Genomic DNA, 26,031 nt, shown 5'->3' with positions numbered 1-26,031 from the left:
TTTTTTATTATCTGCCGATTTATAAAACATCATTTTAAGGTGTCATATGGCGCGATTTTTTCTGATAATCGCCGCTATTAGCGGCTTTTTCGCAGTAGTTATAGGTGCTTTTGCTGCCCATGGACTTCAGCAAGTCTTGTCGTCCAGAGCGATAGACGTAGTGAAAACCGGTGTGCAATATCAGATGTACCACGCCTTGGCGCTGTTGCTGGTCGCTCTTTGGCTACACCACAAACCTGCAACATCAGGGTTAAAAGCAGCGGGTCTAGCCTTTATACTGGGCAACCTTTTATTCAGTGGCAGCCTCTACGCACTGGCGTTGGGTGCTCCAAGCTGGTTGGGGCCAATTACACCTTTGGGTGGTCTTTGTTTTTTGTTCGGCTGGTTATCGCTGATGTTTGCCGCATGGCGTGTTCGTCCGGCCGACTGATTCCTTTTACTCCATAACTGTAGCTTTTATGTCTGAATTACCTGAGTTGACGCCTGATCTGGAATCGGGCGAAGAAGGGTTTTTAATCAAACCTGAGTTTAAGCCCAAATCCATCCGCAGCTTTGTGATCCGCGCAGGCCGTATAACCGTTGGCCAGAAAAATGCGTTCGATACCTGGTGGCCAATATTCGGCCTGAGTTTGTTCAAAGGCTCTATTGATCCCGAGCAAGTCTTTGGCCGTAAAGCGCCCCTGGTGCTTGAGATTGGCTTTGGTATGGGCGATTCGCTGTTGGAGATGGCGCGCAATGAGCCGGATAAAAACTTCATCGGGATTGAGGTGCATCCACCCGGTGTTGGGCGATTGATTAATGTCGCCGGTCAGGAAGGGTTAAGCAATCTTCGGGTATACATGGCGGATGCTATGGATGTTCTGGAAGATTGTATCCCCGATGGCAGTATTGATCGGCTACAGCTGTATTTTCCCGATCCATGGCATAAAAAGAAGCATCACAAGCGCCGTATCCTCCAGCCTGCGTTTGTGCAAAAGCTGCGCCCCAAACTGGCGACCGGTGGTGTATTTCACATGGCGACAGATTGGCAAGCCTATGCCGAGCATATGTTGGAGGTGATGAATGCTGCGCCAGGTTTTGCAACGGATTTCAGTGAAACCGGCTATGCACCTCGCCCGGATTACCGCCCCATTACCAAATTTGAAAAACGGGGGGAGCGTTTGGGTCACGGAGTTTGGGACTTATTGTTCAAAAAAACATCGTAAATTGGCATAAAAGGCTTTAATTTGCTAATGTAACCAGCTGAAAATAATCATGAAAGGGACTTTTGGAGACAATCAGCTTGAGCATCCTCTTTGAGATGCCACAAGTTTTAAAACGCTTTATGTCTAACCAATCGAGGGAATCAGATTGTCTTTGGGAACCTCGCTATATTCTACGGAGATCGAATGGCTATGAAAAACACACACGTATTAGCACTTTCCGCAGCAATCGCTGCTGTATCTGCCGGCGCTTATGCCGACACGCACAAATTTGAAATCCATGCCGACATGGGTCGTACTTTCTTTGAAGACCCTATCAACGATGCCACTACTTGGGGCTTGGGGTTTGGCTATGTATTGAATGAAAACTGGACCCTGGATGCCGTTGCCAGCCAGTACGACACCGAAACCGAAGCGGGTGGTTTCAGTGTAGATGGCACCCAGTATCGTTTGGATGCGCTGTATCACATCAACACTGAAAGCCTGTGGCGTCCTTATGTTGCCTTTGGTGTAGGTGACCAAAAGCGCGAGCTGAGTGTGGCGGGCGTTTCAGAAGATGCACGCGATACCCTGTTGAACCTGGGTGCTGGTGTAAAACGCGATCTGGGTGGTAACTGGGAATTCCGCACTGACGTGCGCGCATTCAACAGTCTGGATAACGAGTACACCGATCTGGCTCTGAACGCGGGTATCAGCTATCTGTTCGGTAAAACTGCTGCTCCGGTAAAAGCAGCTCCTGTTGCTGCTGAACCAGAAAAAGACAGCGATGGCGACGGTGTATTGGATTCAAAAGACCAGTGTCCAGACACTCCAAAAACGCACAAAGTAGACGAAGTAGGCTGTTCACTGAAGTTGACTGAAACCGTATCGATTGAGTTGAACATCACTTTCGATACCGCTAAAGCGATTATCAAGCCTGAGTTTGAAGGCGAAGTTGCTAATCTGGCGCGCTTCATGGATCAATACGCTGACACCATCGTGACTGTAGAAGGCCACACTGACAGCCAGGGTTCAGACGCGTACAACCAGAAGTTGTCACAAAGCCGTGCTGACTCTGTTAAAGCGGCGTTGATCACCAAGTACGGTATCACTGCTGATCGCGTGAATGCGATTGGTTACGGTGAAGCCAAACCTACTGCAGATAACACTACTGCAGAAGGTCGCGAGAAAAACCGTCGCGTGGTTGGCAATGTATCGACCAAAGTGACTACTACCGAAACCCGCAACTAATCCTGCGGCGTTTGGAAGTGAAAAACCCGGCTTTATGCCGGGTTTTTTATTGCCTTGAATCCCTCCAGCATTTCGCCGTAACCCTGCCGGAAGTCCTCGTAACCAAGTCTGTAGCCTGTTGCCAGCATCAACCGGTTGCTAAGCCGTTTGTTACCGCGCTCATTCACCGCATCGGCGCACAGAAAATCTGCAATTCCCAATTCTCCGACAATCCAACTTACTACCTCAACCATCGGTGTTGGGCAGGAGTCGGTGGCGATATAAATCGGTTCGATGGTGCTGTGCTTGGCTTGCTCGATAAGGTGCACCATAAATCCGGCGCAATCCTCAGCATGGATGCGGTTGGTGAAATGTGGGCTGGCCGATGCGCGCTTGCGCAGTACTTGTTCGATCAGCCGGTTGCGGCCTGGGCCGTAGATACCGCTACAGCGGACAATCGTGTGTGCAAAGCCGCTATGGGCAATCACCGCCTCTGCTTCCAGCAGGCGTTTGCCGCTGAAACTGTCTGGCTCACAAGGCGATGATTCATCGACCCAATTGCCGTCTTGTTGTGCATACACCGCACTGCTGGAGACAAACAGGATCAGGCGTGGCTTCTGTTGCGATCTTGGTTGTTGCAGTCCATTCACGAGGTTTTGGCAGGTATCGACATAAGCGCGTTGATAACCGGCATCGCTGCGTTCGTCCGGTGTCATGCTGATGACGATCACATCAAACCCTTCCGCTAACAGAGGGTGGAGTTGTTCCGGGTTGCCGACATCGCCCTGCCGGTAGTGCAGATAGGGCAGGTCAGCAGTGGGGGAGCGGCGCAGACCTGTTACCTGATAGCCCAAGGGCGCTAATTGCCGGGCGATACGCTGGCCAATATCGCCGCAGCCGATAATCAGGCACTTTTCCGGTGAAGATTCATTAATTGTCATTTGATAAATGTCGTTAATCTGATAGTTTTAGGCTATTCATATTTTGCCAGCCAGTGGAGTTGCATTATGACCCTGACCGAACTGCGTTACATAGTCACCCTCGCACAAGAACAGCATTTTGGCCGCGCGGCAGACCGTTGCTACGTGAGCCAGCCGACTTTGAGTATCGCCGTTAAAAAGCTGGAGGACGAATTGGGCGTGGCGCTGTTTGAGCGCACCAAATCCCGCGTGCAGCCTACGCCGCTGGGCGAGCAGATTGTCGCTCAGGCCAATTTGGTATTGGAACAAACCGCAGCGATCAAAGATTTGGCCGATGCCGGTAAAGATCAGCTCAGCAGCCCGCTATCAGTGGGGGCGATTTTCACCATTGGCCCCTACCTGCTGCCCAAATTTATCCCGCATTTACAACAACTGGCGAGCAAGATGCCGTTGTATGTGGAGGAAGGTTATACGCACAACCTGCGTAAGAAGCTGCGCAATGGTGAACTGGATGTGATCATTATTGCATTGCCGTTTGTTGAGCCGGATGTGGTCACCCAGGCACTTTATGACGAGCCCTTCGTCGTGCTGCTGCCCAAGGAGCACCCCTTGGCGAGCAAAGAGGCGATAGACCCGGCCGATCTCAATACCCAGCAATTGTTACTGTTGGGTGAGGGGCATTGCTTCCGCGATCAGGTGCTGACTACCTGCCCGAACCTGCAACACCACGGTGAAGAAACAGCGAACAATGTGCGCACCGCTGCCGAGGGTAGTTCATTGGAAACCTTGCGCCACATGGTGGCCTCGGGCCTGGGGCTCACGATACTGCCTGCATCGGCCGCTGAAAGCTCACTGTACAGCTCCGATGTATTGGTCACCCGTCCGTTCACCGAACCATCACCCAGCCGTACGGTTGCGCTCGCCTGGCGCGCCAGCTTTCCGCGCCATAAGGCGATAGACGCGCTGCGCACAGCGATCAAAGCTTGCCGCGTAGCTCCGGTAGAGCAAGGTAACTAACGCCACTGCTATTGTGAAATCGCCTGCTAATATGGTTGCGCTCGACCAATTGCCCGTTACTGCAATTAAAGGGGTTGGAACCAGTTTATCGGCAAAATTGGCGAAGATCGGTCTTTTTAGTGTGCAGGATGTGCTGCTGCATTTGCCTTTGCGCTATATGGATCGCACTCGCATTACGCCAATCGGGGCTTTGCAGCCCAATGTAAATGCAGTGATTGAAGCCGAAGTGCGCGCTTGCGACATAGTGTTCGGCAAGCGTCGCAGTCTGGTGTGCAAGGTTCAGGATGGCACTGGCACAATAACCCTGCGGTTTTATCACTTTAACAATGCACAGAAGCAGCGTTTGGCTAATGGTACGCGCCTGCGGATTTTTGGCGAGACCCGCCGCGGAGCCTCGGGGCTGGAAATGTATCACCCCGAATACGACGAGCTGGATACTGCTGCTCCCCTGCCGTTGGCGCAATCGCTCACCCCTGTTTACCCTACCACTGAAGGTCTGACCCAGCCGCGCCTGCGTTCGCTGGCGGCGCAGGCGCTCAAGCTGCTCGATCAATACGTCTTGAATGAATTGCTGCCGGCTGCGGTACGGCGCCAGTTGAATCAGGTGAGCCTGGCTGAAGCACTGCGTTATCTGCACCAGCCCCCTACCAACGCGAATATCCAACAGCTGATGGATGGCGAGCATCCTTACCAACAGCGATTGGTATTTGAAGAACTGCTTGCGCATCACCTCAGCTTGCTGCTGTTGCGCCGTGAAACCCAATCCGATGGCGCACATCGCCTTAATATCAACGCTGCATTACAAGCGCAGTTTATGACGCGCGTGGGGTTTGAGTTGACGCGCGCCCAGCGCCGGGTGGTGGATGAGATTGCGGCGGATCTGGCCAAGCCTATCCCGATGCTGCGCCTGGTACAGGGCGATGTTGGCTCCGGCAAAACCGTGGTGGCGGCACTTGCGGCACTCGCGGCTGTATCAAGCGGGGTGCAGGCGGCGATCATGGCGCCGACCGAGATTCTGGCCGAGCAGCATCGGCTGAATTTTGGCAAATGGCTGGAACCACTGGGCATCCGTGTTGGCTGGTTGACCGGCAAATTGAAAGCGGTGGAGCGGCGCACGCAGTTGGCGGCTATCGCCAGCGGCGAAGCGCAGGTAGTCGTTGGAACCCATGCCCTGTTTCAGGAGGCGGTAGATTTTGCCCGCCTTGGGCTGATCGTGATTGATGAACAGCATCGATTTGGTGTCCATCAGCGGCTAACACTCTCTGAAAAAGGCACAATTGACGGCGATGTTGCGCAATCCGGTATCTGCCGCCCACATCAATTGATTATGACCGCCACACCTATTCCGCGCACACTCGCGATGAGTGCTTATGCGGATCTGGATTATTCCGTGATCGATGAATTACCCCCCGGCCGCACACCCGTCACCACCGTTGTTATCAGCGATAACCGGCGTGAAGAGGTGGTGGAACGGGTGCGCCTTGCATGTGCACAAGGGCGGCAGGCTTATTGGGTGTGCACCCTTATTGAGGAGTCCGAGGCGCTGGAAGCGCAGGCTGCCGAAGTGACCGCTACACAGCTTGCTGAAAGCCTTCCGCAACTGCGTATCGGCCTTATTCACGGGCGTTTGAAACCCGCAGAAAAAGAAGCGGTGATGGCGGCATTCAAAGCCCATGAGCTGGATCTGCTGGTGGCGACTACCGTGATTGAAGTGGGGGTGGATGTGCCAAACGCCAGCTTGATGATTATCGAAAACCCCGAGCGGCTTGGGCTTGCGCAATTGCACCAATTGCGCGGCCGTGTCGGGCGCGGTTCGGCCGCAAGTCATTGCGTGCTGTTGTATGGCTCGCCACTGTCGCAGAACGGGCGCGAGCGTTTGCGGGTGATGCGTGAAAGTAGCGACGGCTTTTATATCGCCGAACAGGATTTGCTGTTGCGCGGCCCAGGTGAAGTGCTGGGCACACGCCAAACCGGCGAAATGCAGTTCCGCATTGCCGATTTACAGCGCGACAGCCATTTGCTCCCCGCTGTGAAAGACGCAGCCTTGCTGCTAATGAGCGATTACCCGCGCGAATGCGAGCACATAGTGCAGCGCTGGCTCGGCCAGAATCAGCGTTATTTGCAGGTTTAATGTCGATTTTGGCGGCTATTTCATCCCAATATGCGAACTGTTCGATTTTTTGTGCAGAGGGATGCTATCTTCCCGTTGATTGCCCCGTGTAGTGGTAAATTTGGACTATGCTTGGTCAGATACCCTAAACAAAACGGCAACTTTTGGTAATTGTTCGAAATGACTATATGGTAAGTGCCAATCCTTGTGCACACATTGGTCGTAATCGCCCAAAAGCTATGTAACACTATGTACATCAACCACTTGGATTCATTAAGAGGAGTAGGCCGTGCCAGTCCCTACCAGCGTTCAATCATTACTCAACAAACAAAATGTGCACTATCAGGTATCTGAAGTGCCAGTGTCTGAGAATGAAAGAGCCCGTTGGCATGACCAGCATCTACGTACTATGAGCGCAGCCAAATCGGTTATTTTGCAAGACGGGAAAGGGCGTGTGCAGGTGATTTATGCCGCTGACCGCCTGCTGGATCTCAAGGCAGTCAACCGCCAGTTAGGGCGCGAACTGCATGCAGCGAAACCGGAAGATATCCATAAGTTTTGTGTATCCCATAATTTGCAGTCTATTCCGGCGCTACCCAAATTGGCCGGTTTGCTGACATTGATTGACCGCAGTCTGATCGAGCGTCCCGAATTGCTGGCAGATTCAGGCGATGAGCAGCAGTTGCTGCGTTTCAGCCGCGAAGAATTCCAGCAAATAATGGATGACGCCACCATTTGCGATATCGCTGTGCCACTTGAGCCACTGGAAGTGGACGATACCAGCACCAGCGATACCGAACAGATCCTCGGCGCGGTGCGCAACTTTACCCAATTGCGCGTGAAGCAGCGCCTTGAAGAAACCCTTGAATTACCACCGTTATCGGATACCGCGCAGCGCATTATCAAGCTGCGGGTAAACCCCAATGCGGATATCAGCGATCTTGCGCAAATTGTAGAAACCGATCCAAGCCTTGCTGCACAAGTCGTGAGCTGGGCGGCATCGCCTTACTACTCTGCGCCGGGCAAAATCAAATCCATCCACGATGCCATTGTCCGCGTACTTGGTTTTGATATGGTGCTCAACCTCGCACTGGGTTTGTCACTTGGCAAAGCCATGACCATTCCCAAAGAGGGTCCGCACGGGGCTTTGCCTTACTGGCAGCAAGCGGTCTACATGGCGGCGACCATTGAGGGATTGGTAACCGCGATTCCACGCGACCATCGCCCCAGCTTTGGTATGGCTTATTTGTGCGGCCTGCTGCACAACTTTGGCTATTTGATCCTGGCTGAAGTATTTCCTCCGTATTTCCACAATTATTGCGAATTGGCTGACACCAATCCGCATGTTGACCATCAGGCCGTTGAGCGCCATTTACTGGGCGTGACCCGTGAGCAATTGGGTTCTGCGCTTATGTCTCTCTGGTCGATGCCGGAAGAGGTTGTGGTTGGTTTGCGCCACCAGAACAATCCGCATTATCAGGGTGAATATGCGGCTTACGCCAAACTGATTTATGTCGCCCAGCGCTTGTTGTACCAGCACAACATTGGCCGTGGCCCCAAACAAGCTATTCCGCCACAAGTGTTTGAAGACCTGCATCTGGATCCGGAAAAGGCCTACACCACCGTGGCTAACATCATTGAATCGGGCGATGACCTCAAGCATATCGCCCACGAGCTTTCACCTCATCATTGATAGGCTCGGCATTGCTAATGTCGATGTAAAGCAAAACCCCTTCCAAGGGGTTTTGTGTTTTTTGGCGCTGCCAATTGATGGTTGCGACGGTATTGTTTCCGCTCGCGGCAAACAGGTTTAACCCATTACGTTATCTACTACAGGTTTGTTATGACCCATGATTTTCCTGCCGCCGAAGCGGCTGCAATACTCGTAGAACGCCGCATCAAGGGTATTCAGGCCGGGCGTTTGCCTGAAACCTGCCGCCCGCAGAACATCGAGCAGGCATTGGCTGTCCAAGCAGCAGTAGCAGGGCGCTGGTGTGAACTGATGGATGACAGTATTGGCGGTTGGAAGTGCCTGCAGCCACCGGCCGATGACAAAGTGATTGTCGGATCGATTTTTACCCGCACCATCGATTCGGTGCCTCCGGTATCCCTGTGGGCAAAAACCACTGCGGAAGGTGAGCGTGCGCGTATCGAACCGGAATTGGCATTTTTCTTTGGGCAGGATTTACCTCCGCGCGCCGAACCCTACACGCCGGATGAGGTCGATGCAGCGATTGCCAGAACCCATATGGCATTGGAGTTGATCAATAGCCGCTACGCCGATCCAGCCAGTTGTGAGTTCCCTGAAATGCTGGCCGATGGCCTGGTCAATCAGGGGCTGTTTATTGGCCCGCAAGTGGATTCAGCGCAAGCGCGCGCGGCGAGCAGTTTTACTATCACCATGACCTGTGCCAATGGCGAGGTGATTGAGCGTCAGGGGCAGCACCCGAATACCCATCCGCGTGCGCCACTTTACTGGCTGGCGGAATTCTTGCGCAGCCGGGGGCAGGGCATAGTTGCGGGGCAGGCGGTCATCACCGGCTCTTATGCCGGTGTGATAGAGGTGCCGCTCAACACTGATGTACAGATCGACTATGCTGGATTGGGTAGTATGCACGTCAGTTTCAGTGCCAAACAGGCCGTTTGATAAAAAGGTCGATGAAACAGGAGTTTTTATGAGCGATACATCCCCATCCCAACCCTTCTTCAGCTGCGAAATTCCTGTGCGCTGGGGCGATATGGATGCCTACGGGCATGTGAACAATACCCTTTATTTCCGCTATTTTGAGGAGGCGCGCTTCCAGTGGATGTTGGATAAAGGGATACCACTCAAAAGCGATACCCACCCCGTCGTTGTCACTATTGGGTGTACTTTTCTGCGGCCGATTTTCCATCCGGAAACCCTGCGTATCGATGTGTATATCTCCGAGCCCGGCCGCTCCAGCTTTATGGTGACCTACAAGGTGTATACCGCCTCCCAGCCGGATGTACCGGCAGCTGAAGGCTATTCCAAAGTGGTCTGGGTTAGTGCACTGGACGGTAAATCCGTACCGCTGCCAGACCCGGTACGCGCTTGGTTTGTGGGCTAAGCCATGCCGGTGTGGCTGGAGGCCGGTTTTTGGGGATTCGCTGCCGCCAGCGCCCTGATGCTGGGGGCGTTGTTCGGTTGGTTTATCCGGTTTTCTGCCAAAACGGTCGCTTACGTCATGGCGTTTGGCAGTGGAATCTTGCTGTCAGCGTTGAGCTTTGAGCTGGTGGCAGATGCAGTGGGGCAGGCCAGCCCGGTGTGGATAATCGCCGGTTTTATGGGGGGCGCATTGGTATTTTCCCTGATTAACCGCTCACTCAATCACCCGGCAAAACACCGCAAACGCTCGCGCGGGCAGCATTTGCACAAACAGTCGGACAACACCTTCCCAAACCATGCTTCCGCAAATCATGTTTCTCCAACTAATGTCTCCCCAAATGGAGGCGTAGCGATTGCCGCGGGCACCTTGCTTGATGGTATTCCCGAATCTATCGCCATAGGCTTATTGGTCGCCAGCGGTGGTAAGCTCAGCATTGTCACTATTACTGCTATTTTTATATCGAACATCCCAGAGGCGCTTTCCAGTACGGCGGGCATGCGTCAGGCTGGGCGTAGCGGCGGGTTTATTTTGCGGCTCTGGGGTGGGATTGCATTGCTGTCGGGGTGTTTTGCCGTTATCGGCGCACTGTTTTTTGGATCGGCACCGGAGCATGTCAAAGCCCTGATTAGTTGTATCGCCGCCGGTGGGATTTTTGCGATGGTAGTGGAGACGATGATTCCCGAAGCCTTTGCCGAGACTCATGAAATGTCGGGTTTGGTCGCTGCGCTCGGATTTGTCGTTGCTATAGCGTTGCAGGCACTGGAAGTGTAACGCGTATAAGGCAAATCAGCTCATGGGTTCTGCAGCGCTGTCATCAAACGGTAATCCGATCAGCGCAAAAAGGTACTCGCTAGTGGTGTTTTCTATTATGTTAAACCCAAGGATTTTTTTATGTCTTTAAAGATTGGCCAATTGAGTCGTCGTCATTTTCTGAAAAACGCCGCCGCTACCGCTGTGGCGCTTGGGGGGCTGCGCAGTTTGCAGTTGCAGGCACAGGTCTATGCGCAGGATCCGGTGTACGGCATCGACAAGGTTGGCCAGTTATTGCTGGATCCTGCAGGCATCCTTAATTTACCGCGCCATTTCAGTTATCGCGTCATTTCCCGCACCGGCGACCGCATGAGCGATGGGTTGATTACGCCCAGCGCACCTGATGGCATGGCGGCCTTTCCGGTGCCGGGCAACCCCAGCCAGTGCATTTTGGTGCGCAACCATGAGTTGGCATCCAGTTCTGATGAGATCGACCCCTTCGGTGGCGATCGAAAATTGGCGCGCAAACATGTGGGCGACAAGGCCTACGACAACCACTTGCTGACCATGCGCCCCGTAAATGGCGGCACCAGCACCTTGTTATTTGACCATCGCAGCGGCCGCGTAGAGCGCAGTCATCTCAGCCTGATTGGAACCGCGCGCAACTGTGCGGGCGGAGCAACGCCTTGGGGCAGTTGGCTCACCTGCGAAGAATCACTGGTGGGTAAACTGCAAGGCTATGGCCGTGAACACGGCTACGTATTTGAAGTGCCATCGCTCAGCAAGGGGCTGGTCGATGCCGTACCGCTGAAGGACATGGGGCGGTTTATGCACGAGGCGGCGGCGGTCGATAGCACCAGCGGCATTGTTTATCTATCAGAGGATTATGAGCGCGGTCTGTTCTATCGCTTCCTGCCTAATGTGCCCGGCAAACTGGTGCAGGGGGGGCGCTTGCAAGCCCTGGCGATTCGCGGCTGGCCGAAAGCCAATACGCGCAATTGGCCGGAAGATTCCACCGATAAGCATGCACAATCGGTGGCCATCAACCAGCGTTTTGAGTGCGAGTGGATCGACCTTGAAGAAGTGACCTCGCCCGATGGCGATCTTAGCAAGCGAGGTGAAGCCAAAGGCGCTGCGATTTTCGCCCGCGGTGAAGGATTGGCCTTTGCGCTGCGCGACGATAACACCCGCGAAGTCCTGTTCGCGGCAACCGGTGGCGGCCCCAATCGTATCGGCCAGGTCTGGCGCTACCAGCCCAGCCCCTACGAAGGCACCGCGCGCGAAGCGGAGCAGCCGGGCACTATGGAGCTGTTGTACGAGAGCCATAACCGCGCGGTATTGCAGGCTTGCGACAATATTGCCGTCGCCCCCTGGGGTGATTTGATTATTTGCGAAGACAGCTATTCGGATAATCCCGATACCGTGAACTATCTGCGCGGGCTTACACCTGAAGGGAAAATCTACACTCTGGCGATGAATGCGCATCCGGAGAAAGGTGAGTTTTGCGGCGCCTGTTTTTCGCCCGATGGCACAACCTTGTTTGTGAATATCCAGCGCCCCGGAATGACCTTGGCGATCACCGGCCCCTGGGGGCATTTGCGCAACCAGGCCAAGGGTATGGATAAAGTAAGTTAGCGCTTGTTTACTCCAAGCGCTTTTATTTTCGGGTAGTTTCTGTTTTTAATGGTTTTTTCTTTGGGTTTTCTTACCCAATCTCAGGCTGCTTCCAGTGCAGCCTGTGCGTCCAACTCATGCCAGCGGGTGGTGTCGCTGTGGTGCAAGAGGCGCATATTGCCCTGATGGTCTTCAACCAGCGCAGTGCAGTTCTCAATCCAGTCGCCGCAATTGGCGTAGCGTAAACCGCCTTCTTCGCGCAGTGCCGGATAGTGAATATGGCCGCAGACAACGCCGTCGTAACCGCGTCGCTTGGCCTCTGCAATCGCCTCCCGCTCATAGGTTTCAATCGCCGCCTTGGCACCTTTAATATTGCTCTTGATCAATCCGGCCAGTGAAAAATAGGGGCGACCCATAAGCTTGCGGATGCGATCAGACCAGCGATTGATAAACAACAAGAGTTCATAACCGTGGTCGCCAATAACCCGCGTCAACCAGCTGTGGTTGATGTAGGCATCCATCGCATCGCCGTGCATGATCAGCAAACGTTTGCCATCGGCAGTCACATATTCATGTTCCTGCGCAATTTCAATTGGACCAAATAACTGGCCAGAGAAGTGGCGTATGGGATCATCATGGTTGCCGGGCACATAGACTACGCGCACGCCTCTGGCCGCCAGCTCATAGAATTTCAGCATCACCTGATAGTGTTTGGGCGGCCAGCAGAAGCGGCGCTTGAGCGACCACAAATCCACAATATCGCCCACCAGATACAAGGTGTCGCAATGGATGTGGTTGAGGAAATCCAGCAGATAATCTGCTTTGCAATCGCGAAAGCCCAGGTGGATATCTGAAATCCATATGGTGCGGGCATTGATCAGCGCGCTGGTCGGCTTGGGTGGGGTTTTATCGGCAACTAAAAAGTCGGCAGCGAGGGGATTGGCATGGGTCATGGTGCATTTCCGTAGCTGTTTCATCCCAGTCTGGGATCAACAGATGACGGAAAGGCAACATTTTGATGAATTTTGGGTGACAGTTAACCCGCGCGGCTTACCGTGGTCGGTTGGTCCTGTACTAGCCAGTTAAGTACCGCCTGACGGCTTTCCAGCATTTCGCAGTAGGTTTGCAGGACAATCGGGTTGGGGCTGGGTTGTTGTTGCAAGTGCTTGATGCGCGCCAGTAAAAAGTCGATGTCATGTTGTACTTTTTCGGCCACTTCCGTGCTGTTGAATGCTTCGTTACCAATATTGAGAATCGTCATTAGGGCGTTATCCTTGCTGATTTGACCGCCAAGCTGTGACTGGGTGTCATGGCGGGATACTGGCCAGTATCGCGAAATCCCAAATGTGAAAATAGTCGCAATTCTCGGTAAATCTTGTGCGATATTGCTTACACGATTGGACAGGCTTAGCCGTTATGCCTGTTGTTTTTTGAGCAATGTCAGGCAAAACAGGCTGGTGGCAGAGAGCACTATGGCGGGGCCAGCCGGGCTGTCCCACCAGTAAGACGCGGCAAGACCAGCACACACCGCCGCAATTCCCAGCAAACTGGACACTATCGCCATCTGCTCCGGGGTGTGGGTCAGACGGCGGCTTGCCGCTGCGGGGATAATCAGCAACGCGGTAATCAATAAAACTCCCACCACTTTCATCGCAATGGCAATGACCAGTGCCATCAGTAGCATCAGCGCCGTGCGCACGCGGGTCACAGGTACACCTTCAACTTGCGCTAATTCCTCATGTACTGTGATCGCAAGCAGCGGTCGCCAGAGCCACATCAGCGCCCCGATCACCGCGAGGGAAATAATCCAGATACTCACCACATCGCCCCGGCTAACCGAGAGAATATCGCCAAACAAGTAGGCCATCAGGTCAATCCGGCTGTCGCTGAAGACACTGACACACACCAGCCCCAGCGCGAGGGTGGAGTGGGAGAGTATCCCGAGCAGGGTGTCGGTGGCGAGGAAGCGGTTGTGCTGAAGAGCGACCAGTATCAACGCCAGTAGTAAGCAGCCAAGGGCAATAGCAAGGTTGAGATTGATGTCGAGCAGTAGACCAAATGTGACACCCAATAGCGCCGAATGAGCCAGGGTATCGCCAAAATACGCCATACGACGCCACACGGCGAAGGCTCCCAATGGGCCTGCAACCAGGGCAACCGCGATTCCGGCAAGCAGGGCAAGTACTAGAAAATCAGGCATGGTCATGTCCGCAATGACTGCCATGGCGATGCACCAAAGACGCAGGTTTGCTCTTGATAACATCGCCGTGGGCATCGTGCTGGTGATCGTGATGATGAGTGTAAATTGCCACCTGTGGGGAATTTGCCAACCCGGGAGTATCACCAAAGAGTGCGAGGTAGGCGGGGTCGTTAGTGACCTGCTCCGGATGACCCTCGCAGCAGATGTGCTGGTTGAGGCAAATAACGGTGTCGGTAGTGGCCATCACCAGATGCAAATCGTGGGAGACCAGCAGCACTCCGCATTGGCGACGGTTGCGGATTTCATTAATGAGTGCGTAAAGCGCTGACTGGCCGGTCACATCTACGCCCTGTACAGGTTCGTCCAACACCAGCAGTTGTGGATCGCGCAGCAGCGCTCGCGCCAGCAAAACACGCTGGGTTTCACCGCCCGAGAGCGACTGCATGGGCAGATTGATCAGCTTGTCGATGCCGGTCAGCGCCAGTGTTTCAGGTAAATCCGCGCGTGCTTTGCCTCCCAGTGAAAGAAAGCGTGCGACCGTTAAGGGCAGGCTGGCATCGATGTGGAGTTTTTGTGGCATGTAGCCAATGCGCAAATCGTGTGCTTTCTCGATCTGCCCCTCATCGATCTTGAGTAACCCAAGTACTGCGCGTACAAGCGTAGTTTTACCTGCGCCGTTGGGGCCTATCAGGGTCACGATTTTACCGGCTTCCAGTGTCAGATCGGCGCGTTGGAGAATCTGGCGGCCGTTGCGCGTAACACATAACCCGCGCGCTTTGATCAGATATTCATTCATGATGACATTCTGCTTCATGGCCGGTTGCGCAGTTGGAGCACAGGCCGGATACCTCCAACGACTGGGTTTCCACAGTGAAACCGGCATCTTGGGCGACATCCAGTATTTGCTTGCTCAGTGCGGGCTGGTTGAGTTCGATGGCAACCCCGCAGGCGCGACAGATCAGAAAATGGCTTTGGTGTTTGGTGCCGGGCGATGGGCAGCCAATAAAGGCATTGAGTACATTAATGCGGTGGATCAGCCCCTGTTCCAGCAAGAAATCCAATGCGCGATAGACCGTCGGTGGTGCCACGCGACGGGTGTTGGCTTTGGCCAGCATTTCCATCAGCGTATAAGCGCCAAGGGGTTTGTGGTTCTGCCAAATCAGCTCCAGCACCTGCAGGCGCAAATCGGTCAGGCGCACACCGCGGCCTATGCACAACTGTCGGGCAGATTCGAGCGCATCGCTAATGCAATGGCTGTGATCATGGTGGCTACAGGCGATGGGGGTGTGTTCCATAAATTTCCCGGTATGTTGCCCCGTAAGGAATAGGCTGGGTGCAGTACCCAAGTACAGTACGCAAGACAGTTAAAGAGGAAAGTCAGCAGTCAGCTATGTTACTCTATAACCTTTCATCTGGCATATAGTTCACGGGGTCGGGATAGGATTATGCGGTATTGCGGTGTTTTGTTTCGGTATGCCTTGTTTTCTGCTGCCCTGCTGTTGGTTGTTGCTATACCTGCCCAGGCAAAAGTCCAGCTGTTGGCGAGTCTTAAGCCATTGACACTTATCGCACAGGAAGTGGCCGGTGATCAGGCGGATGTCAGCACGCTCCTGCCTGTCAGTGCATCGCCCCACGACTATCCCCTCAAAATGTCCGATCACAAGCGCTTGCGCAGCGCCGACCTTGTATTGTGGATCGGGCCGGAAATGGAAAGCTTTCTTGCCCGCCCATTGGCTAATCTGAAACCGCAACAGGTAATGACAGCCTATCAATTGGAAGGGCTTTATTGGCCTGAAGCGGATGAATCAGATCATCACCATCACCACCAGAACCATTCAGGGCATGGAAGCAAAGATCCGCATATCTGGCTTGATCCGCGCAATGCGGCACTGATTGCGCAAGCACTGGCTGAGCGTCTGGCGCAGCTACAGCCGGATTCTGCGCAACAATTTCGCGCAAATGCACAGCGATTCAGCGTATCGCTCCAGCAGTTGGATGAACAATTAATGCAGCAGCTGGCACCGGTAAAAAATCGGGGGTTTGCGGTTTACCACGAAGGTTACGGACATTTTGTCGGGCGCTATGGACTACATCAGGTCGCCTATGTGACTTACATTCCAGAACGTCGCCCTGGAGCAAAACATCTGCAGGAATTGCGCGGTGTGCTGGCGAGAGAGGGTGAATGCCTGTTTATGGAGCCTTATTACAAGATGGATGCCATGGAAGAGATGGCCGCGTCACTGGATTTGCGGATCGGCTTGCTGGATCCTATTGGTGACCAACAAGTATCCAGCTATCGGCAACTATTGGAACAACTTGGGCAGGGGTTCTTAACCTGCTTTGCGGATGGGCGTAATGGATGATGGGCTGACGGATGTCAACGCTGCCGCGCTAAACGGCTTGCGCATTTTTACCCCGCGCGCTTCCAGCATCTCTAACTGACGCTTGTTTAATTCCATCAAAAACGCATCAAAGTAATGACGTATGTCTTTATTTATCGACGATGCCGCTTCTTGAAGTAATCCCAGCATGCCTTCCTGTGTCGCCATACGGTGACGGATTCCCGTTGTGTGGTACACGCAGCTCGCTAGCTGTTGCATACGAAAAATAGCAGTCTGGGAAAAAATCAGTGTATTCATGGCATCCTCCAATGCGGTTTAAAGCAAGTATTAGCGGCGTAAGATCCTGCTAATAGTGGGCTTACTCTTCGAGTCTAGGCCAGAAAATAAGCAGCGCGAGGGAGTCTGGTGCCAAGCTAAAAGCAAATTACAAATTTGTGATCAGCACAAAAAAAGAGCCCTGCGACAACCAAACAAAAAGTTATAAGGTCGCGCGCAGGGCTAATACACGAGGAGAAAATAAGGGAGATAGTCCAATCAAAACAACAGCTTAAAGAAAGCTCATTGCACCGGTGACTAGCCGATGCAGCTACAACTTAAAGGGCAAATTGTTGGGCAAGCTTGGCTTCCAGTTTCTCTTCCAGATTGGCATTTGCCTCTTCGGTCAGAGAATCGGTTTTTGCAGCCAGTTCATCAGCAATACGCGCTTCTGCGTCTTCCTGAGTTTCAACCCAAACTGTCTTAACGCCGATGTCGGCAGCAGCCAAGGTCAGGTCTTTGTTCGTTACCTCGTCGGCAAAAGCGCCGGTGGCAGTCAAAATCAATGTTGCAAATACGAGAGCGGTTTTTTTCATCGTGGGTTCCTCCGATGGTTTGTAAATCCAGTTGCCTTGTGAGCAACCTTTCTGTTGTGTTACTTCGGGTTAGGTTCACCAGTAACGAGCGGGTTTTGCTTTGTTACTGTATGTTACGCATGGTAACACAAATATTATTGTTGGCTAGAGGAGTGTTAGGCTTTTTTGTTATGTGAAGTGTTTTTTTGTGAATAAATACCGAAACTTAGCAATAAAACTTAAAAAAACTAACAGCTTTGGCGCGCGGTAACACATTTTTGTTCAAGTAACACTTTTTAACACTCACGCAAAGATTCTGTTATCGGTGCCGTGTGTGCTGTATCGCTTGGGCTTGGTTTGCAGGTGTTTGGTGTATCCTTCTCTCCTAAATCACTCCTCCAATTGCCGTATTGACAGGCTGTTTCTTTATTATGACGACTACCGAAATTCAAAATCCCGCTGCCCCCCTGGTTCTGGTCGATGGTTCTTCGTATCTGTACCGCGCGTATCACGCTCTGCCACCCTTAACCAATTCCAAAGGTCAGCCGACAGGTGCGGTAAAGGGGGTAATCAACATGATGCGCCGCCTGCGCAAGGACTATCCATATAGTCAAATAGCGGTGGTGTTTGATGCGAAAGGAAAAACCTTCCGCGATGATATCTTTGCTGAATACAAAGCCAATCGCCCGCCAATGCCGGACGATTTGCGCCCGCAAGTGCAACCCATCCACGAAATAGTGCAGGCCATGGGGTTGCCGCTGTTTGTGATTGAGGGTGTAGAGGCCGATGACGTGATAGGCACGCTTGCGCATCAGGCAACAGCGCAAAAAATGCCGGTTGTTATCTCGACGGGTGATAAAGATATGGCGCAATTGGTGAATGAGCACGTCACGCTCGTTAACACCATGACTGAAACAATTCTGGATATTCCCGGTGTTCATGCGAAGTACGGATTTGGTCCGGAATTGATGGTTGATTACCTCGCGCTCATGGGAGACAAGGTGGACAACATTCCCGGTGTGCCCGGTGTTGGTGAAAAAACTGCGCAGGGATTAATTCAAGGCGCGGGCGGTCTTGATGCTATCTATGCGGATTTGGAAAAAGTGCGCACCTTGTCGTTTCGCGGCGCGAAAACCATGCCGGAAAAATTAATCGAACATCGCGACATGGCGTATTTGTCCTATCGTCTTGCCACGATCAAAACCGATGTTGAATTACCGTTTGCGCCTCACGAAATTATTTGCCAGCCGGAAAATAAACAGCGCTTGCGCGAATTGTTTGAAGATCTGGAATTTAAAAGCTGGGTGAATGAATTGGCTGGTGCATCCTCATCTGCTCCAGTTGCTGTGCCCGAAGTGAGTGAGCAAACTACCGAGAGTGTCGCTGCGCCGGAAGTGGCGGCAGTTGAAAAACGCTACGATATCATCACCGATAAAAATACGTTTGCCGATTGGTTAGCGCGTTTGCAAAAAGCCGATATGTTTTCGTTTGATACGGAAACAACAGCATTGGAAATTATGGATGCAAAAATTGTCGGGCTTAATTTTGCAACGCAAGCGGGTGTCGCTGCTTATGTGCCCTGTGGTCACGATTATATGGGTGCGCCGGAGCAATTGCCGCTTGAGTGGGTGCTGGAGCAACTAAAGCCTATTTTGGAGGACGCATCCAAAATTAAAATTGGTCAAAATTTAAAATACGATCGCAGTGTGTTGTTAAATTATGATATCGAATTACGTGGGATTGTATTCGATACCATGTTGGAATCTTATGTGTGGAATTCCATCGGCAGCCGTCACAATATGGATGATCTTGCGCAAAATTATCTGGGCTATAAAACCGTCACCTTCGAAGAAATTGCAGGTAAGGGTGTAAAACAACTGAGCTTTAATCAAATTAAAGTTGAAGATGCAGGGCACTACGCCGCAGAAGATGCAGATATTACGCTGCGCTTACATCAGTTTTTTTGGCCGCAGTTGTCACAAATACCCAGTCTGAAATCGGTATTTGAAAATATCGAAATTCCGCTTGTTCCGGTGCTGTCGCGCATTGAGCGCAATGGTGCTTTGGTGGATGCAAAATTATTAGGTCAGCACAGTATTGAATTGGGTGAGCGTTTAACGCAGTTGGAGCGCAAAGCTTACGATATTGCCGGGCAAGAATTTAATTTGAGTTCACCCAAACAATTGGGCGTGATTTTATTTGAGCAACAAAAATTACCCATCATTAAAAAAACGCCCACAGGAACACCTTCAACTGCCGAAGAGGTGTTGCAAGAGTTAGCGCTTGATTATCCTTTGCCAAAAGTGCTGATGGAATATCGTGGGCTTGCAAAATTAAAATCGACTTACACCGATAAATTGCCGCTGGAAATCAATAAGCGCACCGGCCGCATACATACGAGTTACCATCAGGCGGTAGCAGCGACTGGTCGCTTATCGTCACAAGATCCCAACTTGCAAAATATCCCTATCAAGACCGAAGAGGGGCGGCGTATTCGCCAAGCGTTTATCGCGCCTGCCGGATATAAATTAGTTGCGGCAGACTATTCGCAAATCGAACTGCGCATCATGGCGCATTTGTCGGATGATGCGGGTTTATTGAGTGCTTTTGAAAAAGGTCTCGATGTACACAGGGCAACCGCAGCGGAAGTATTTGGTGTGGGTTTGGATGCGGTAACCCCGGAAATGCGCCGCAGTGCCAAAGCAATCAATTTCGGTTTGATCTACGGTATGTCGGCGTTTGGACTTGCCAAGCAATTGCATGTTGGCCGCAATGAGGCGCAGCAATATATCGACCGTTATTTTGAGCGTTACCCCGGTGTGCAACGCTACATGAATAACATTCGTGCGCTGGCGCATGAGCAAGGTTTTGTGGAAACCATTTTTGGCCGTCGTTTATACCTGCCGGATATCAATGCCAAAAATAAGAACCTGCAAATGGCGGCCGAACGCACTGCGATTAACGCACCTATGCAAGGCACAGCGGCGGACATCATTAAAACGGCGATGATTAAGGTACAGTCCTGGCTGGATGAAACGGGGCTGGATGCCAGGATCATCATGCAAGTACACGATGAATTGGTGCTTGAGGTGGCTGAATCGCAATTGGAGCCGGTGCGTCAAGGCTTGATTGAGCGTATGTCGGCAGCGGCTGAGCTAAAGGTGCCATTATTGGTTGAGGCGGGTGTTGGCAATAATTGGGATGAGGCGCATTAAGTACGGCTGGTCATTGGCTAATCTGAATAGAATCTGAACTGGGTTGGTTAAAATGGTGCCTTCATGCTGAATATGGAAAATTTTGCACGGATTCTATTTTTTAACTATTTGATATTTAAGAATATTTTCAAATTAACAAAAGATTGTGCAATTTTTTTAAAAATAGTTTGAACTTATTTGCAGAAGGCTGGGTCTCAGTAACGTGTGTTTTACGATCATGAGCTAACTCCTCCCCTAATGGCTTTTAAGCCAGCTGAGCAAAGTTATTAGCTAAGCCAACCCCGATAATATCGGGGTTTTTTTTGCCCGTCATTTGCCCCTCTCGACGCCGTCGTTTTGCTGTTGAATTATCAATTGTGCAAAAACTGTTGCAGTTACAAAGCTTTACGTTTGTTGCTGAACTTTCGTTTGGCCGATCCTGTCATACAGGTAACTTGATGGTGAGCAGATGTTGTTGGTCTGGTGCCATGTGGAAGTTTTTTGTTGATTTGCTTGTGTCCGTTTACTAGCCCATCTGGCATCACCCCAAGGGTGCCAGTCCTTTGTCCGGTGATTCATCGAATCACCGGATTTTTTTTGCGTGCGTGTCGCTACTATCTGGTACTACCTGATACTACTCGGCAGTAGAGTCTTCTGCCGATTGCTCGCTTTGTTCAGGTGCAAGCCAGGATTGGAGCTTGTGTTTCAGGTCATCGATTCCGGTATTTTTGAGTGCAGAAAAACACTGCACGCTGATTTCATTGCCCAATTTCATCAATTTGAGTTGTTTCTGTACCGCGAAAAGCGAATTGTTGGCTTGCATGCGGCTGAGTTTATCGGCTTTGGTCAGCAATATATGCACAGGCATGTTGCCGCGTACCGCCCAGTTAAGCATGGTGGTATCAAATTCCTGGAGTGGATGACGGATATCCATCAGCAAAATTAGCCCTTGCAGGGATTGCCGCTTTTGCAGGTACTCCGATAAATCGCGTTGCCACTTCTCTTTTTGTTCGCGCGACACCTTGGCATAACCATAGCCGGGCAGGTCAACCAAGCGTTGGGTGTCACTCAGGTTAAAGAAGTTGATCAGCTGGGTACGCCCGGGGGTTTTACTGGTGCGCGCCAGCTTTTGGTTAGTTAAGGCGTTGATAGCACTGGATTTCCCGGCATTGGAGCGCCCTGCAAATGCCACTTCGTAACCGTTTTCTGGCGGGCACTCGCGGATGCTGGGGGCGCTCTTGGTAAAATAAGCCTTGGTAAATACGATTTCGGTCAAGATAATAACCCTTCAAAATAGTGTGTTATTAGCGCGTTGGTAATATAATGCCGCCGCTTTTACCGGCCGCCGTGCGCGCCAAAAGCGGGATTTAGGGTGCGATTGTAGCCTGTTGGCTTGCCATTAAGCGAACCGGCAGCTGACTCCTGGCGATTTTCCCTGTTTAAAGACGTACGCATAACAATCAGATTCATCGATCAAATCGGATTAGCCAATGAAACTTATCGTAAGAAATGTCCTTTTATCACTAGGTTTGGTTGCTGTTGCCCAGGGTGCTATGGCAGCAGGAGATGCTGCAGCCGGTGCCAGCAAAGCCGCAGTATGCGGTGCTTGCCATGGTGCTGATGGTAATAGCATGGTCGGGACTTTCCCGAAGTTGGCTGGTTTGGGCGAGCGCTATTTGCTGAAACAGCTGCAGGATATCCAGGCATGGGATCTGGAGACAGATGCTGCCAAAAAAGCAACGACTGGCCGTGTAGTCCTTGAAATGACCGGGATTCTGGCAAGCCTGAACGAGCAGGATCTGGCGGATATCGCTGCGCACTATGCCAGCCAGACGACCCAGTTATCCGGCTCCAAAAAGATTGAAGTCCAGACCAACTCTGGTATCAAAGTAGATGGTTTGGAATTGGGTGAGCGCACCTATCGTGCCGGTAACCGAACCACTGGTGTGCCAGCCTGTGCCGGTTGTCACGCGCCAGATGGCAAAGGTAATGCTCCCGCAGGCTTCCCTCGTTTGGGTGGCCAACATCCTGAGTACATCGAAAAGCAATTGCGCGCATTCCGTGCAGGTGATCGTACGAATGATGGCGACCAAATGATCATGCGTTCAGTTGCAGATAAGCTGAGTGATGCGGAGATCATTGCGTTGGCAAACTATATTGCCGGTCTTAATTGATCTTTCATCCTTGATCGGATGATGCTTGTCGCTTGATGCGATCGGGCAGGTGATATAAGAAATGTAAAAAGGCGGCCTTGGTCGCCTTTTTTTGTAGCGCCGCACTTTACATCAGCTGTACTGCGCTGGAGAATCCGGCACCCCCTGCGGAACTTGAACCAGTTTTGCAAGACTAATCGACATCTATACAACCCCTGGATGCTGATCAATAAATAACTGAGGAGCGATTTATGCGTATTTTGGCCGCCCTGATGGGCTTGGTTTTCTCGTTGAGCGCCTGTGCCCAAGAGGCATCGAGTGAGTATCTGGAAGGTAAGCACTTTGTGCTGCTGGAACAGCCGGTACGTACCGCAGATCCGAGCAAAATTGAAGTAGCAGAAGTATTCGCTTATTCATGCCCACATTGCTTCGATTTTGAACCCATGCTGCAGGCTTGGGAAAAACAGCAATCTAACGATGTTTATCTGGCGCAAACCCATGCTATGTGGAATCCACAAATGGAGCCATTGGTTCGCGGTTACTACACATCCGTTGCTTTGAAAGTAAAAGATAAAACCCATATGGATGTCTTTAAAGCGCTGCATTTGGAGCACAAACAGATTGTATCTGCAGAGCAGTGGGCCGACTTTTTTTCCGCCTATGGTGTTGATAAAGCCAAAGCATTGAGTACTTACAACTCCTTTGGTGTAACCAGCCAAATCAAACAAGCGGAAGCGCGTGCGCGCAGCTACAAGGTAACCGGCACCCCGGAAATGGTGGTCGATGGCAAATACCGCGTCAGTTCCCGTTTGGCCGGCGGCCATGCGGAAATGCTGAAAGTGGTGGATTTCCTGGTAGCCAAAGTGCGTGCCGAGCGCGGACTCAAAGCACCAGCCCCCTGATCCGGAACGCAAAAACAAATTAACGAAAACCCGCACCGGGTGACTGGTGCGGGTTTTTTTATGGCTATACTCATTCGTACCCTCCACTTAGCCCCTTACAGGTCCGCAACGTTGTTATGACAGTCAATTCCGGCGATAAAAATAACTGGCGAGAGAAATACCTTAATGCCCTCGATGAACAGGAACAGTTAGAAAAAAAGTTTGCTGCCCAACAGGCCTTGCTGCGTAGCGCCCTGGTTCGTGTCAGTGTTGCTGCCGATGGGCAGGATGAAACCCTTGACCTGATCATGGCCAGATTGCGCGAGCACTTGCGCACCGATATCAGCGCGGTTGATATGAGCAGCCTGCTCTCCAAGCTGGAATCTGCCGCCCTGGAGTTTGAGCGGCACCGCGATCAGGGGGCGCAAGATATACGTCAAGCGCTGATAGATATCACCAAGCCCCTGCAACAATTCAAGTTGTCGCGCGCGGTCAAAAAAGAGTTGGGCGAATACATGGCGCTGTTGCCGCAGCGCAGCAAAAAAGTGCGTCTTTATCCCGCCTTGCTGCAAGAGTTAGCGAGGATACAACAGCAGGCACTTGCGGAAATTGAACAGCCAAAAAGCGGGTTGTTTGGAAAGATACTGGGTGGTAAACCTGCCGCTAAAAATACTGACCCTGACAATACAGATACCGAAGCCAGTGTTATTGAAAATTTACCGGCTCCGTTTCCTGATGTGTCAGCGCCGGAAACATCACCTGTCCCGCAAGACACCTATCTCACCGCTGCTTACGCAGAGCAAATCCATCAGGTGCTCAACCAGTTTTTCACGAGCCTGGAGAGTGAGTCTGCCATCAAAGCCAAAGTGGAATCACTGCGCAAAAATATGGTGCAAGGTATCAATGCCCAAAATTTGGTACCGCTGCTAGGGAACCTGCGCGATCTGGTGATGGAGGCTTATCTCGCCGCCAATAATGCATTTGCAACCTATCTGAAAAACGTCAATCAGGAATTGGCAGAAATTTATATGTTGTTGGGCGGCGCAGTCAAAAATACTGAAAGTGAGCGCGCTGCATCGCGCAAATTACAAGATGATGTGATGCGCGGCATGAGCGATCTGGAAAGTAGAACCGACAGTGCCACTGACATCAACCAATTAAAAGATCATGTGAAATCCCAGCTTGGCAATATCCGTCAGGTCATTGATCACTACCAGCAGACCGATCACGCACAACAAGCGTTGGCTGAGCAATTGCAAACGCTCGGAGCCAAAATCAAGACCATGGAAGTGGAGGCGGAAAAAAACCGCACTACGCTCGAAAACCATCGTCAAAAAGCGTTGCGTGATCCGCTCACTGAGTTGCCCAACCGCGAGGCTTACAACGAGCGCGCGCAGGCAGAAGTCCAACGCTGGCAGCGCTATGGTCGGCCGCTCACCATTGCTATTTTTGATATTGATCATTTCAAAAAAATTAATGATACCTATGGCCACCAGGCGGGTGACAGGGTGATTAAAGTGATTGGGCGATCAATTGCCACGCGCCTGCGCGAAGTAGATTTTTTCTGCCGTTATGGTGGCGAAGAATTTGTTGCACTTATGCCCGAAACAGACAGCCAAACGGCGTTGGCAGTGCTTGAAAAAATACGCGAAGCGATTGCCAGTGCAGCGTTCAATTACAAAGACCAGCCCATGTCGATTACGTTATCTGTAGGCGTAACCGAATTTAAAACCGGTGATATGTTGGATATGGCATTCGACCGCGCTGACCAGGCGCTCTATACCGCCAAGTCATTGGGCAGGAATCGCTGCCAGCTCGTTTGATAGGATGATCGTTATGATTTTTTTCCGGACGCTGCTGTGTTTATTATGCTTCACATCCTTACCGGTTTTTTCTGCGCAACTTGCAATCGCGATAAAAGACTCACAGGGAAAACCTATACCGGATGTTGTTGCGGCCTTGGTTCCGCAAACACCGGTTGATTACAGTAGTCTGCCCACCGCTGAGATGGACCAGCGTGAAAAAATGTTTGTGCCAAAGGTGTTGGCTATCCGTGTCAACACACAGGTGAAATTTCCCAATAGTGATGATATCCGCCATCACGTCTATTCATTTTCCCCAGCAAAAAAATTCGAGTTGCGCCTGTATCACGGATTGACTGCTGAGCCGGTGTTATTTGATAAGCCGGGCACTGTTGTGCTCGGCTGCAATATCCATGATTCAATGGTGGCTTACATCTACGTATTGGAAACGCCTTATTTCGCAGTGAGTGATGCGCAGGGAATGTTGCAGGTCAATGCGCCTGCAGGAAATTATCAATTGCAAATCCATCATCCGCAATTAAGTGAAGATTATCCTGCGGCACAAATCCAATTAAGTGAAACAAACGCCACACAAAAAACGATCACGCTGGATAATTTAAGTTCGCCGCCAACGGATGATTCTACCGATGAATTTTCCGATTTGTTTTAGGTGCAGTTG

General features: G+C 51.7%; 25 protein-coding genes. 16 read left to right on the top strand and 9 right to left on the bottom strand.

All coding sequences use genetic code 11. The features are described 5' to 3' along the window. Positions 1-46: 46 nt before the first annotated feature. From B2739_RS06070 to B2739_RS06060, 3 genes are all read left to right on the top strand, one after another. Positions 47-430 carry a DUF423 domain-containing protein gene (locus B2739_RS06070; RefSeq protein ID WP_331344968.1) on the top strand — a complete coding sequence of 128 codons (384 nt, stop codon included), beginning with the start codon at positions 47-49 and terminating at the stop codon, positions 428-430. A 28-nt stretch (positions 431-458) separates the two neighbouring features. Beyond that, entirely contained in the window at positions 459-1,205 is a 747-nt protein-coding gene (trmB, locus tag B2739_RS06065; RefSeq protein ID WP_331344967.1) for a tRNA (guanosine(46)-N7)-methyltransferase TrmB, read from the top strand. A gap of 183 nt (positions 1,206-1,388) precedes the next feature. Further along, entirely contained in the window at positions 1,389-2,432 is a 1,044-nt protein-coding gene (locus tag B2739_RS06060) for an OmpA family protein (protein ID WP_331344966.1), read from the top strand. 32 nt (positions 2,433-2,464) lie between these two features. On the opposite strand, the gene B2739_RS06055 is transcribed toward B2739_RS06060, so the two are convergent. After that, the gene (locus B2739_RS06055) at positions 2,465-3,352 is read right to left on the bottom strand and encodes an SDR family oxidoreductase (RefSeq protein ID WP_331344965.1); all 888 of its coding nucleotides are present in this window, start codon (positions 3,350-3,352) and stop codon (positions 2,465-2,467) included. Between the two features lie 66 nt (positions 3,353-3,418). Here B2739_RS06055 and B2739_RS06050 point away from each other — a divergent pair, with 66 nt between their 5' ends. From B2739_RS06050 to B2739_RS06020, 7 genes are all read left to right on the top strand, one after another. Next, on the top strand, positions 3,419-4,348 hold the full coding sequence (locus B2739_RS06050) for a hydrogen peroxide-inducible genes activator (protein WP_331344964.1): 930 nt from the start codon (positions 3,419-3,421) through the stop codon (positions 4,346-4,348). 31 nt (positions 4,349-4,379) lie between these two features. Further along, positions 4,380-6,479: an ATP-dependent DNA helicase RecG gene (recG, locus tag B2739_RS06045; protein WP_331345130.1), complete on the top strand. Its 2,100-nt coding sequence runs from the start codon at positions 4,380-4,382 to the stop codon at positions 6,477-6,479. A gap of 268 nt (positions 6,480-6,747) precedes the next feature. Next, complete coding sequence (locus tag B2739_RS06040; RefSeq protein WP_331344963.1) at positions 6,748-8,151, top strand: HDOD domain-containing protein; 1,404 nt, start codon at positions 6,748-6,750, stop codon at positions 8,149-8,151. Positions 8,152-8,301: 150 nt separating this feature from the next. Further along, positions 8,302-9,105 carry a hydratase gene (locus tag B2739_RS06035; RefSeq protein ID WP_331344962.1) on the top strand — a complete coding sequence of 268 codons (804 nt, stop codon included), beginning with the start codon at positions 8,302-8,304 and terminating at the stop codon, positions 9,103-9,105. Positions 9,106-9,133: 28 nt separating this feature from the next. Further along, positions 9,134-9,547 (top strand): thioesterase family protein, encoded by a 414-nt coding sequence (locus B2739_RS06030; RefSeq protein WP_331344961.1) that lies wholly within the window; start codon positions 9,134-9,136, stop codon positions 9,545-9,547. A 3-nt stretch (positions 9,548-9,550) separates the two neighbouring features. Continuing rightward, a complete protein-coding gene (locus B2739_RS06025) occupies positions 9,551-10,357 on the top strand; it encodes a ZIP family zinc transporter (RefSeq protein WP_331344960.1) in 807 nt (268 codons plus the stop codon). 120 nt (positions 10,358-10,477) lie between these two features. Further along, complete coding sequence (locus B2739_RS06020; protein ID WP_331344959.1) at positions 10,478-11,971, top strand: alkaline phosphatase PhoX; 1,494 nt, start codon at positions 10,478-10,480, stop codon at positions 11,969-11,971. 80 nt (positions 11,972-12,051) lie between these two features. On the opposite strand, the gene B2739_RS06015 is transcribed toward B2739_RS06020, so the two are convergent. The 5 genes from B2739_RS06015 to B2739_RS05995 all read right to left on the bottom strand — a co-directional run bounded on the left by B2739_RS06015 (position 12,052) and on the right by B2739_RS05995 (position 15,445). Continuing rightward, entirely contained in the window at positions 12,052-12,903 is an 852-nt protein-coding gene (locus B2739_RS06015; protein WP_053094217.1) for a UDP-2,3-diacylglucosamine diphosphatase, read from the bottom strand. Positions 12,904-12,986: 83 nt separating this feature from the next. Then, complete coding sequence (locus tag B2739_RS06010; protein ID WP_331344958.1) at positions 12,987-13,211, bottom strand: hypothetical protein; 225 nt, start codon at positions 13,209-13,211, stop codon at positions 12,987-12,989. A gap of 153 nt (positions 13,212-13,364) precedes the next feature. Further along, on the bottom strand, positions 13,365-14,150 hold the full coding sequence (gene znuB, locus B2739_RS06005; RefSeq protein WP_331345129.1) for a zinc ABC transporter permease subunit ZnuB: 786 nt from the start codon (positions 14,148-14,150) through the stop codon (positions 13,365-13,367). Then, on the bottom strand, positions 14,143-14,946 hold the full coding sequence (gene znuC / locus B2739_RS06000; protein WP_331345128.1) for a zinc ABC transporter ATP-binding protein ZnuC: 804 nt from the start codon (positions 14,944-14,946) through the stop codon (positions 14,143-14,145). The genes znuB and znuC overlap by 8 nt, the downstream gene beginning before the upstream one ends. Then, a complete protein-coding gene (locus tag B2739_RS05995) occupies positions 14,939-15,445 on the bottom strand; it encodes a Fur family transcriptional regulator (RefSeq protein WP_331344957.1) in 507 nt (168 codons plus the stop codon). Before B2739_RS05995 ends, znuC begins: the two co-directional genes overlap by 8 nt. A gap of 150 nt (positions 15,446-15,595) precedes the next feature. On the opposite strand from B2739_RS05995, the gene B2739_RS05990 reads away from it, so the two are divergent. Then, positions 15,596-16,513 carry a zinc ABC transporter substrate-binding protein gene (locus tag B2739_RS05990; protein WP_331344956.1) on the top strand — a complete coding sequence of 306 codons (918 nt, stop codon included), beginning with the start codon at positions 15,596-15,598 and terminating at the stop codon, positions 16,511-16,513. On the opposite strand, the gene B2739_RS05985 is transcribed toward B2739_RS05990, so the two are convergent. Next, positions 16,481-16,789: a hypothetical protein gene (locus B2739_RS05985; RefSeq protein ID WP_331344955.1), complete on the bottom strand. Its 309-nt coding sequence runs from the start codon at positions 16,787-16,789 to the stop codon at positions 16,481-16,483. The genes B2739_RS05990 and B2739_RS05985 overlap by 33 nt on opposite strands. 296 nt (positions 16,790-17,085) lie before the next feature. Then, positions 17,086-17,343 carry a hypothetical protein gene (locus B2739_RS05980; RefSeq protein WP_331344954.1) on the bottom strand — a complete coding sequence of 86 codons (258 nt, stop codon included), beginning with the start codon at positions 17,341-17,343 and terminating at the stop codon, positions 17,086-17,088. Between the two features lie 410 nt (positions 17,344-17,753). Here B2739_RS05980 and polA point away from each other — a divergent pair, with 410 nt between their 5' ends. Further along, a complete protein-coding gene (gene polA / locus B2739_RS05975) occupies positions 17,754-20,537 on the top strand; it encodes a DNA polymerase I (RefSeq protein WP_331344953.1) in 2,784 nt (927 codons plus the stop codon). A 613-nt stretch (positions 20,538-21,150) separates the two neighbouring features. Here the strand turns inward: polA and yihA are convergent. After that, the gene (gene yihA / locus B2739_RS05970) at positions 21,151-21,792 is read right to left on the bottom strand and encodes a ribosome biogenesis GTP-binding protein YihA/YsxC (protein ID WP_331344952.1); all 642 of its coding nucleotides are present in this window, start codon (positions 21,790-21,792) and stop codon (positions 21,151-21,153) included. A gap of 214 nt (positions 21,793-22,006) precedes the next feature. Between yihA and B2739_RS05965 the strand changes: the two genes are divergently transcribed. From B2739_RS05965 to B2739_RS05950, 4 genes are all read left to right on the top strand, one after another. Beyond that, on the top strand, positions 22,007-22,690 hold the full coding sequence (locus B2739_RS05965) for a c-type cytochrome (RefSeq protein WP_331344951.1): 684 nt from the start codon (positions 22,007-22,009) through the stop codon (positions 22,688-22,690). Between the two features lie 230 nt (positions 22,691-22,920). Continuing rightward, positions 22,921-23,571: a thiol:disulfide interchange protein DsbA/DsbL gene (locus B2739_RS05960; protein ID WP_331344950.1), complete on the top strand. Its 651-nt coding sequence runs from the start codon at positions 22,921-22,923 to the stop codon at positions 23,569-23,571. Between the two features lie 116 nt (positions 23,572-23,687). After that, positions 23,688-25,373, top strand: coding sequence for a GGDEF domain-containing protein (locus B2739_RS05955; protein ID WP_331344949.1), 1,686 nt, complete (start codon positions 23,688-23,690; stop codon positions 25,371-25,373). 13 nt (positions 25,374-25,386) lie between these two features. After that, the gene (locus B2739_RS05950; protein ID WP_331344948.1) at positions 25,387-26,022 is read left to right on the top strand and encodes a methylamine utilization protein; all 636 of its coding nucleotides are present in this window, start codon (positions 25,387-25,389) and stop codon (positions 26,020-26,022) included. Positions 26,023-26,031: the final 9 nt, after the last annotated feature.

Source organism: Cellvibrio sp. UBA7661, assembly GCA_002483365.1.
Taxonomy (GTDB): domain Bacteria; phylum Pseudomonadota; class Gammaproteobacteria; order Pseudomonadales; family Cellvibrionaceae; genus Cellvibrio.
This window is presented reverse-complemented; position numbering and strand designations above follow the sequence as displayed.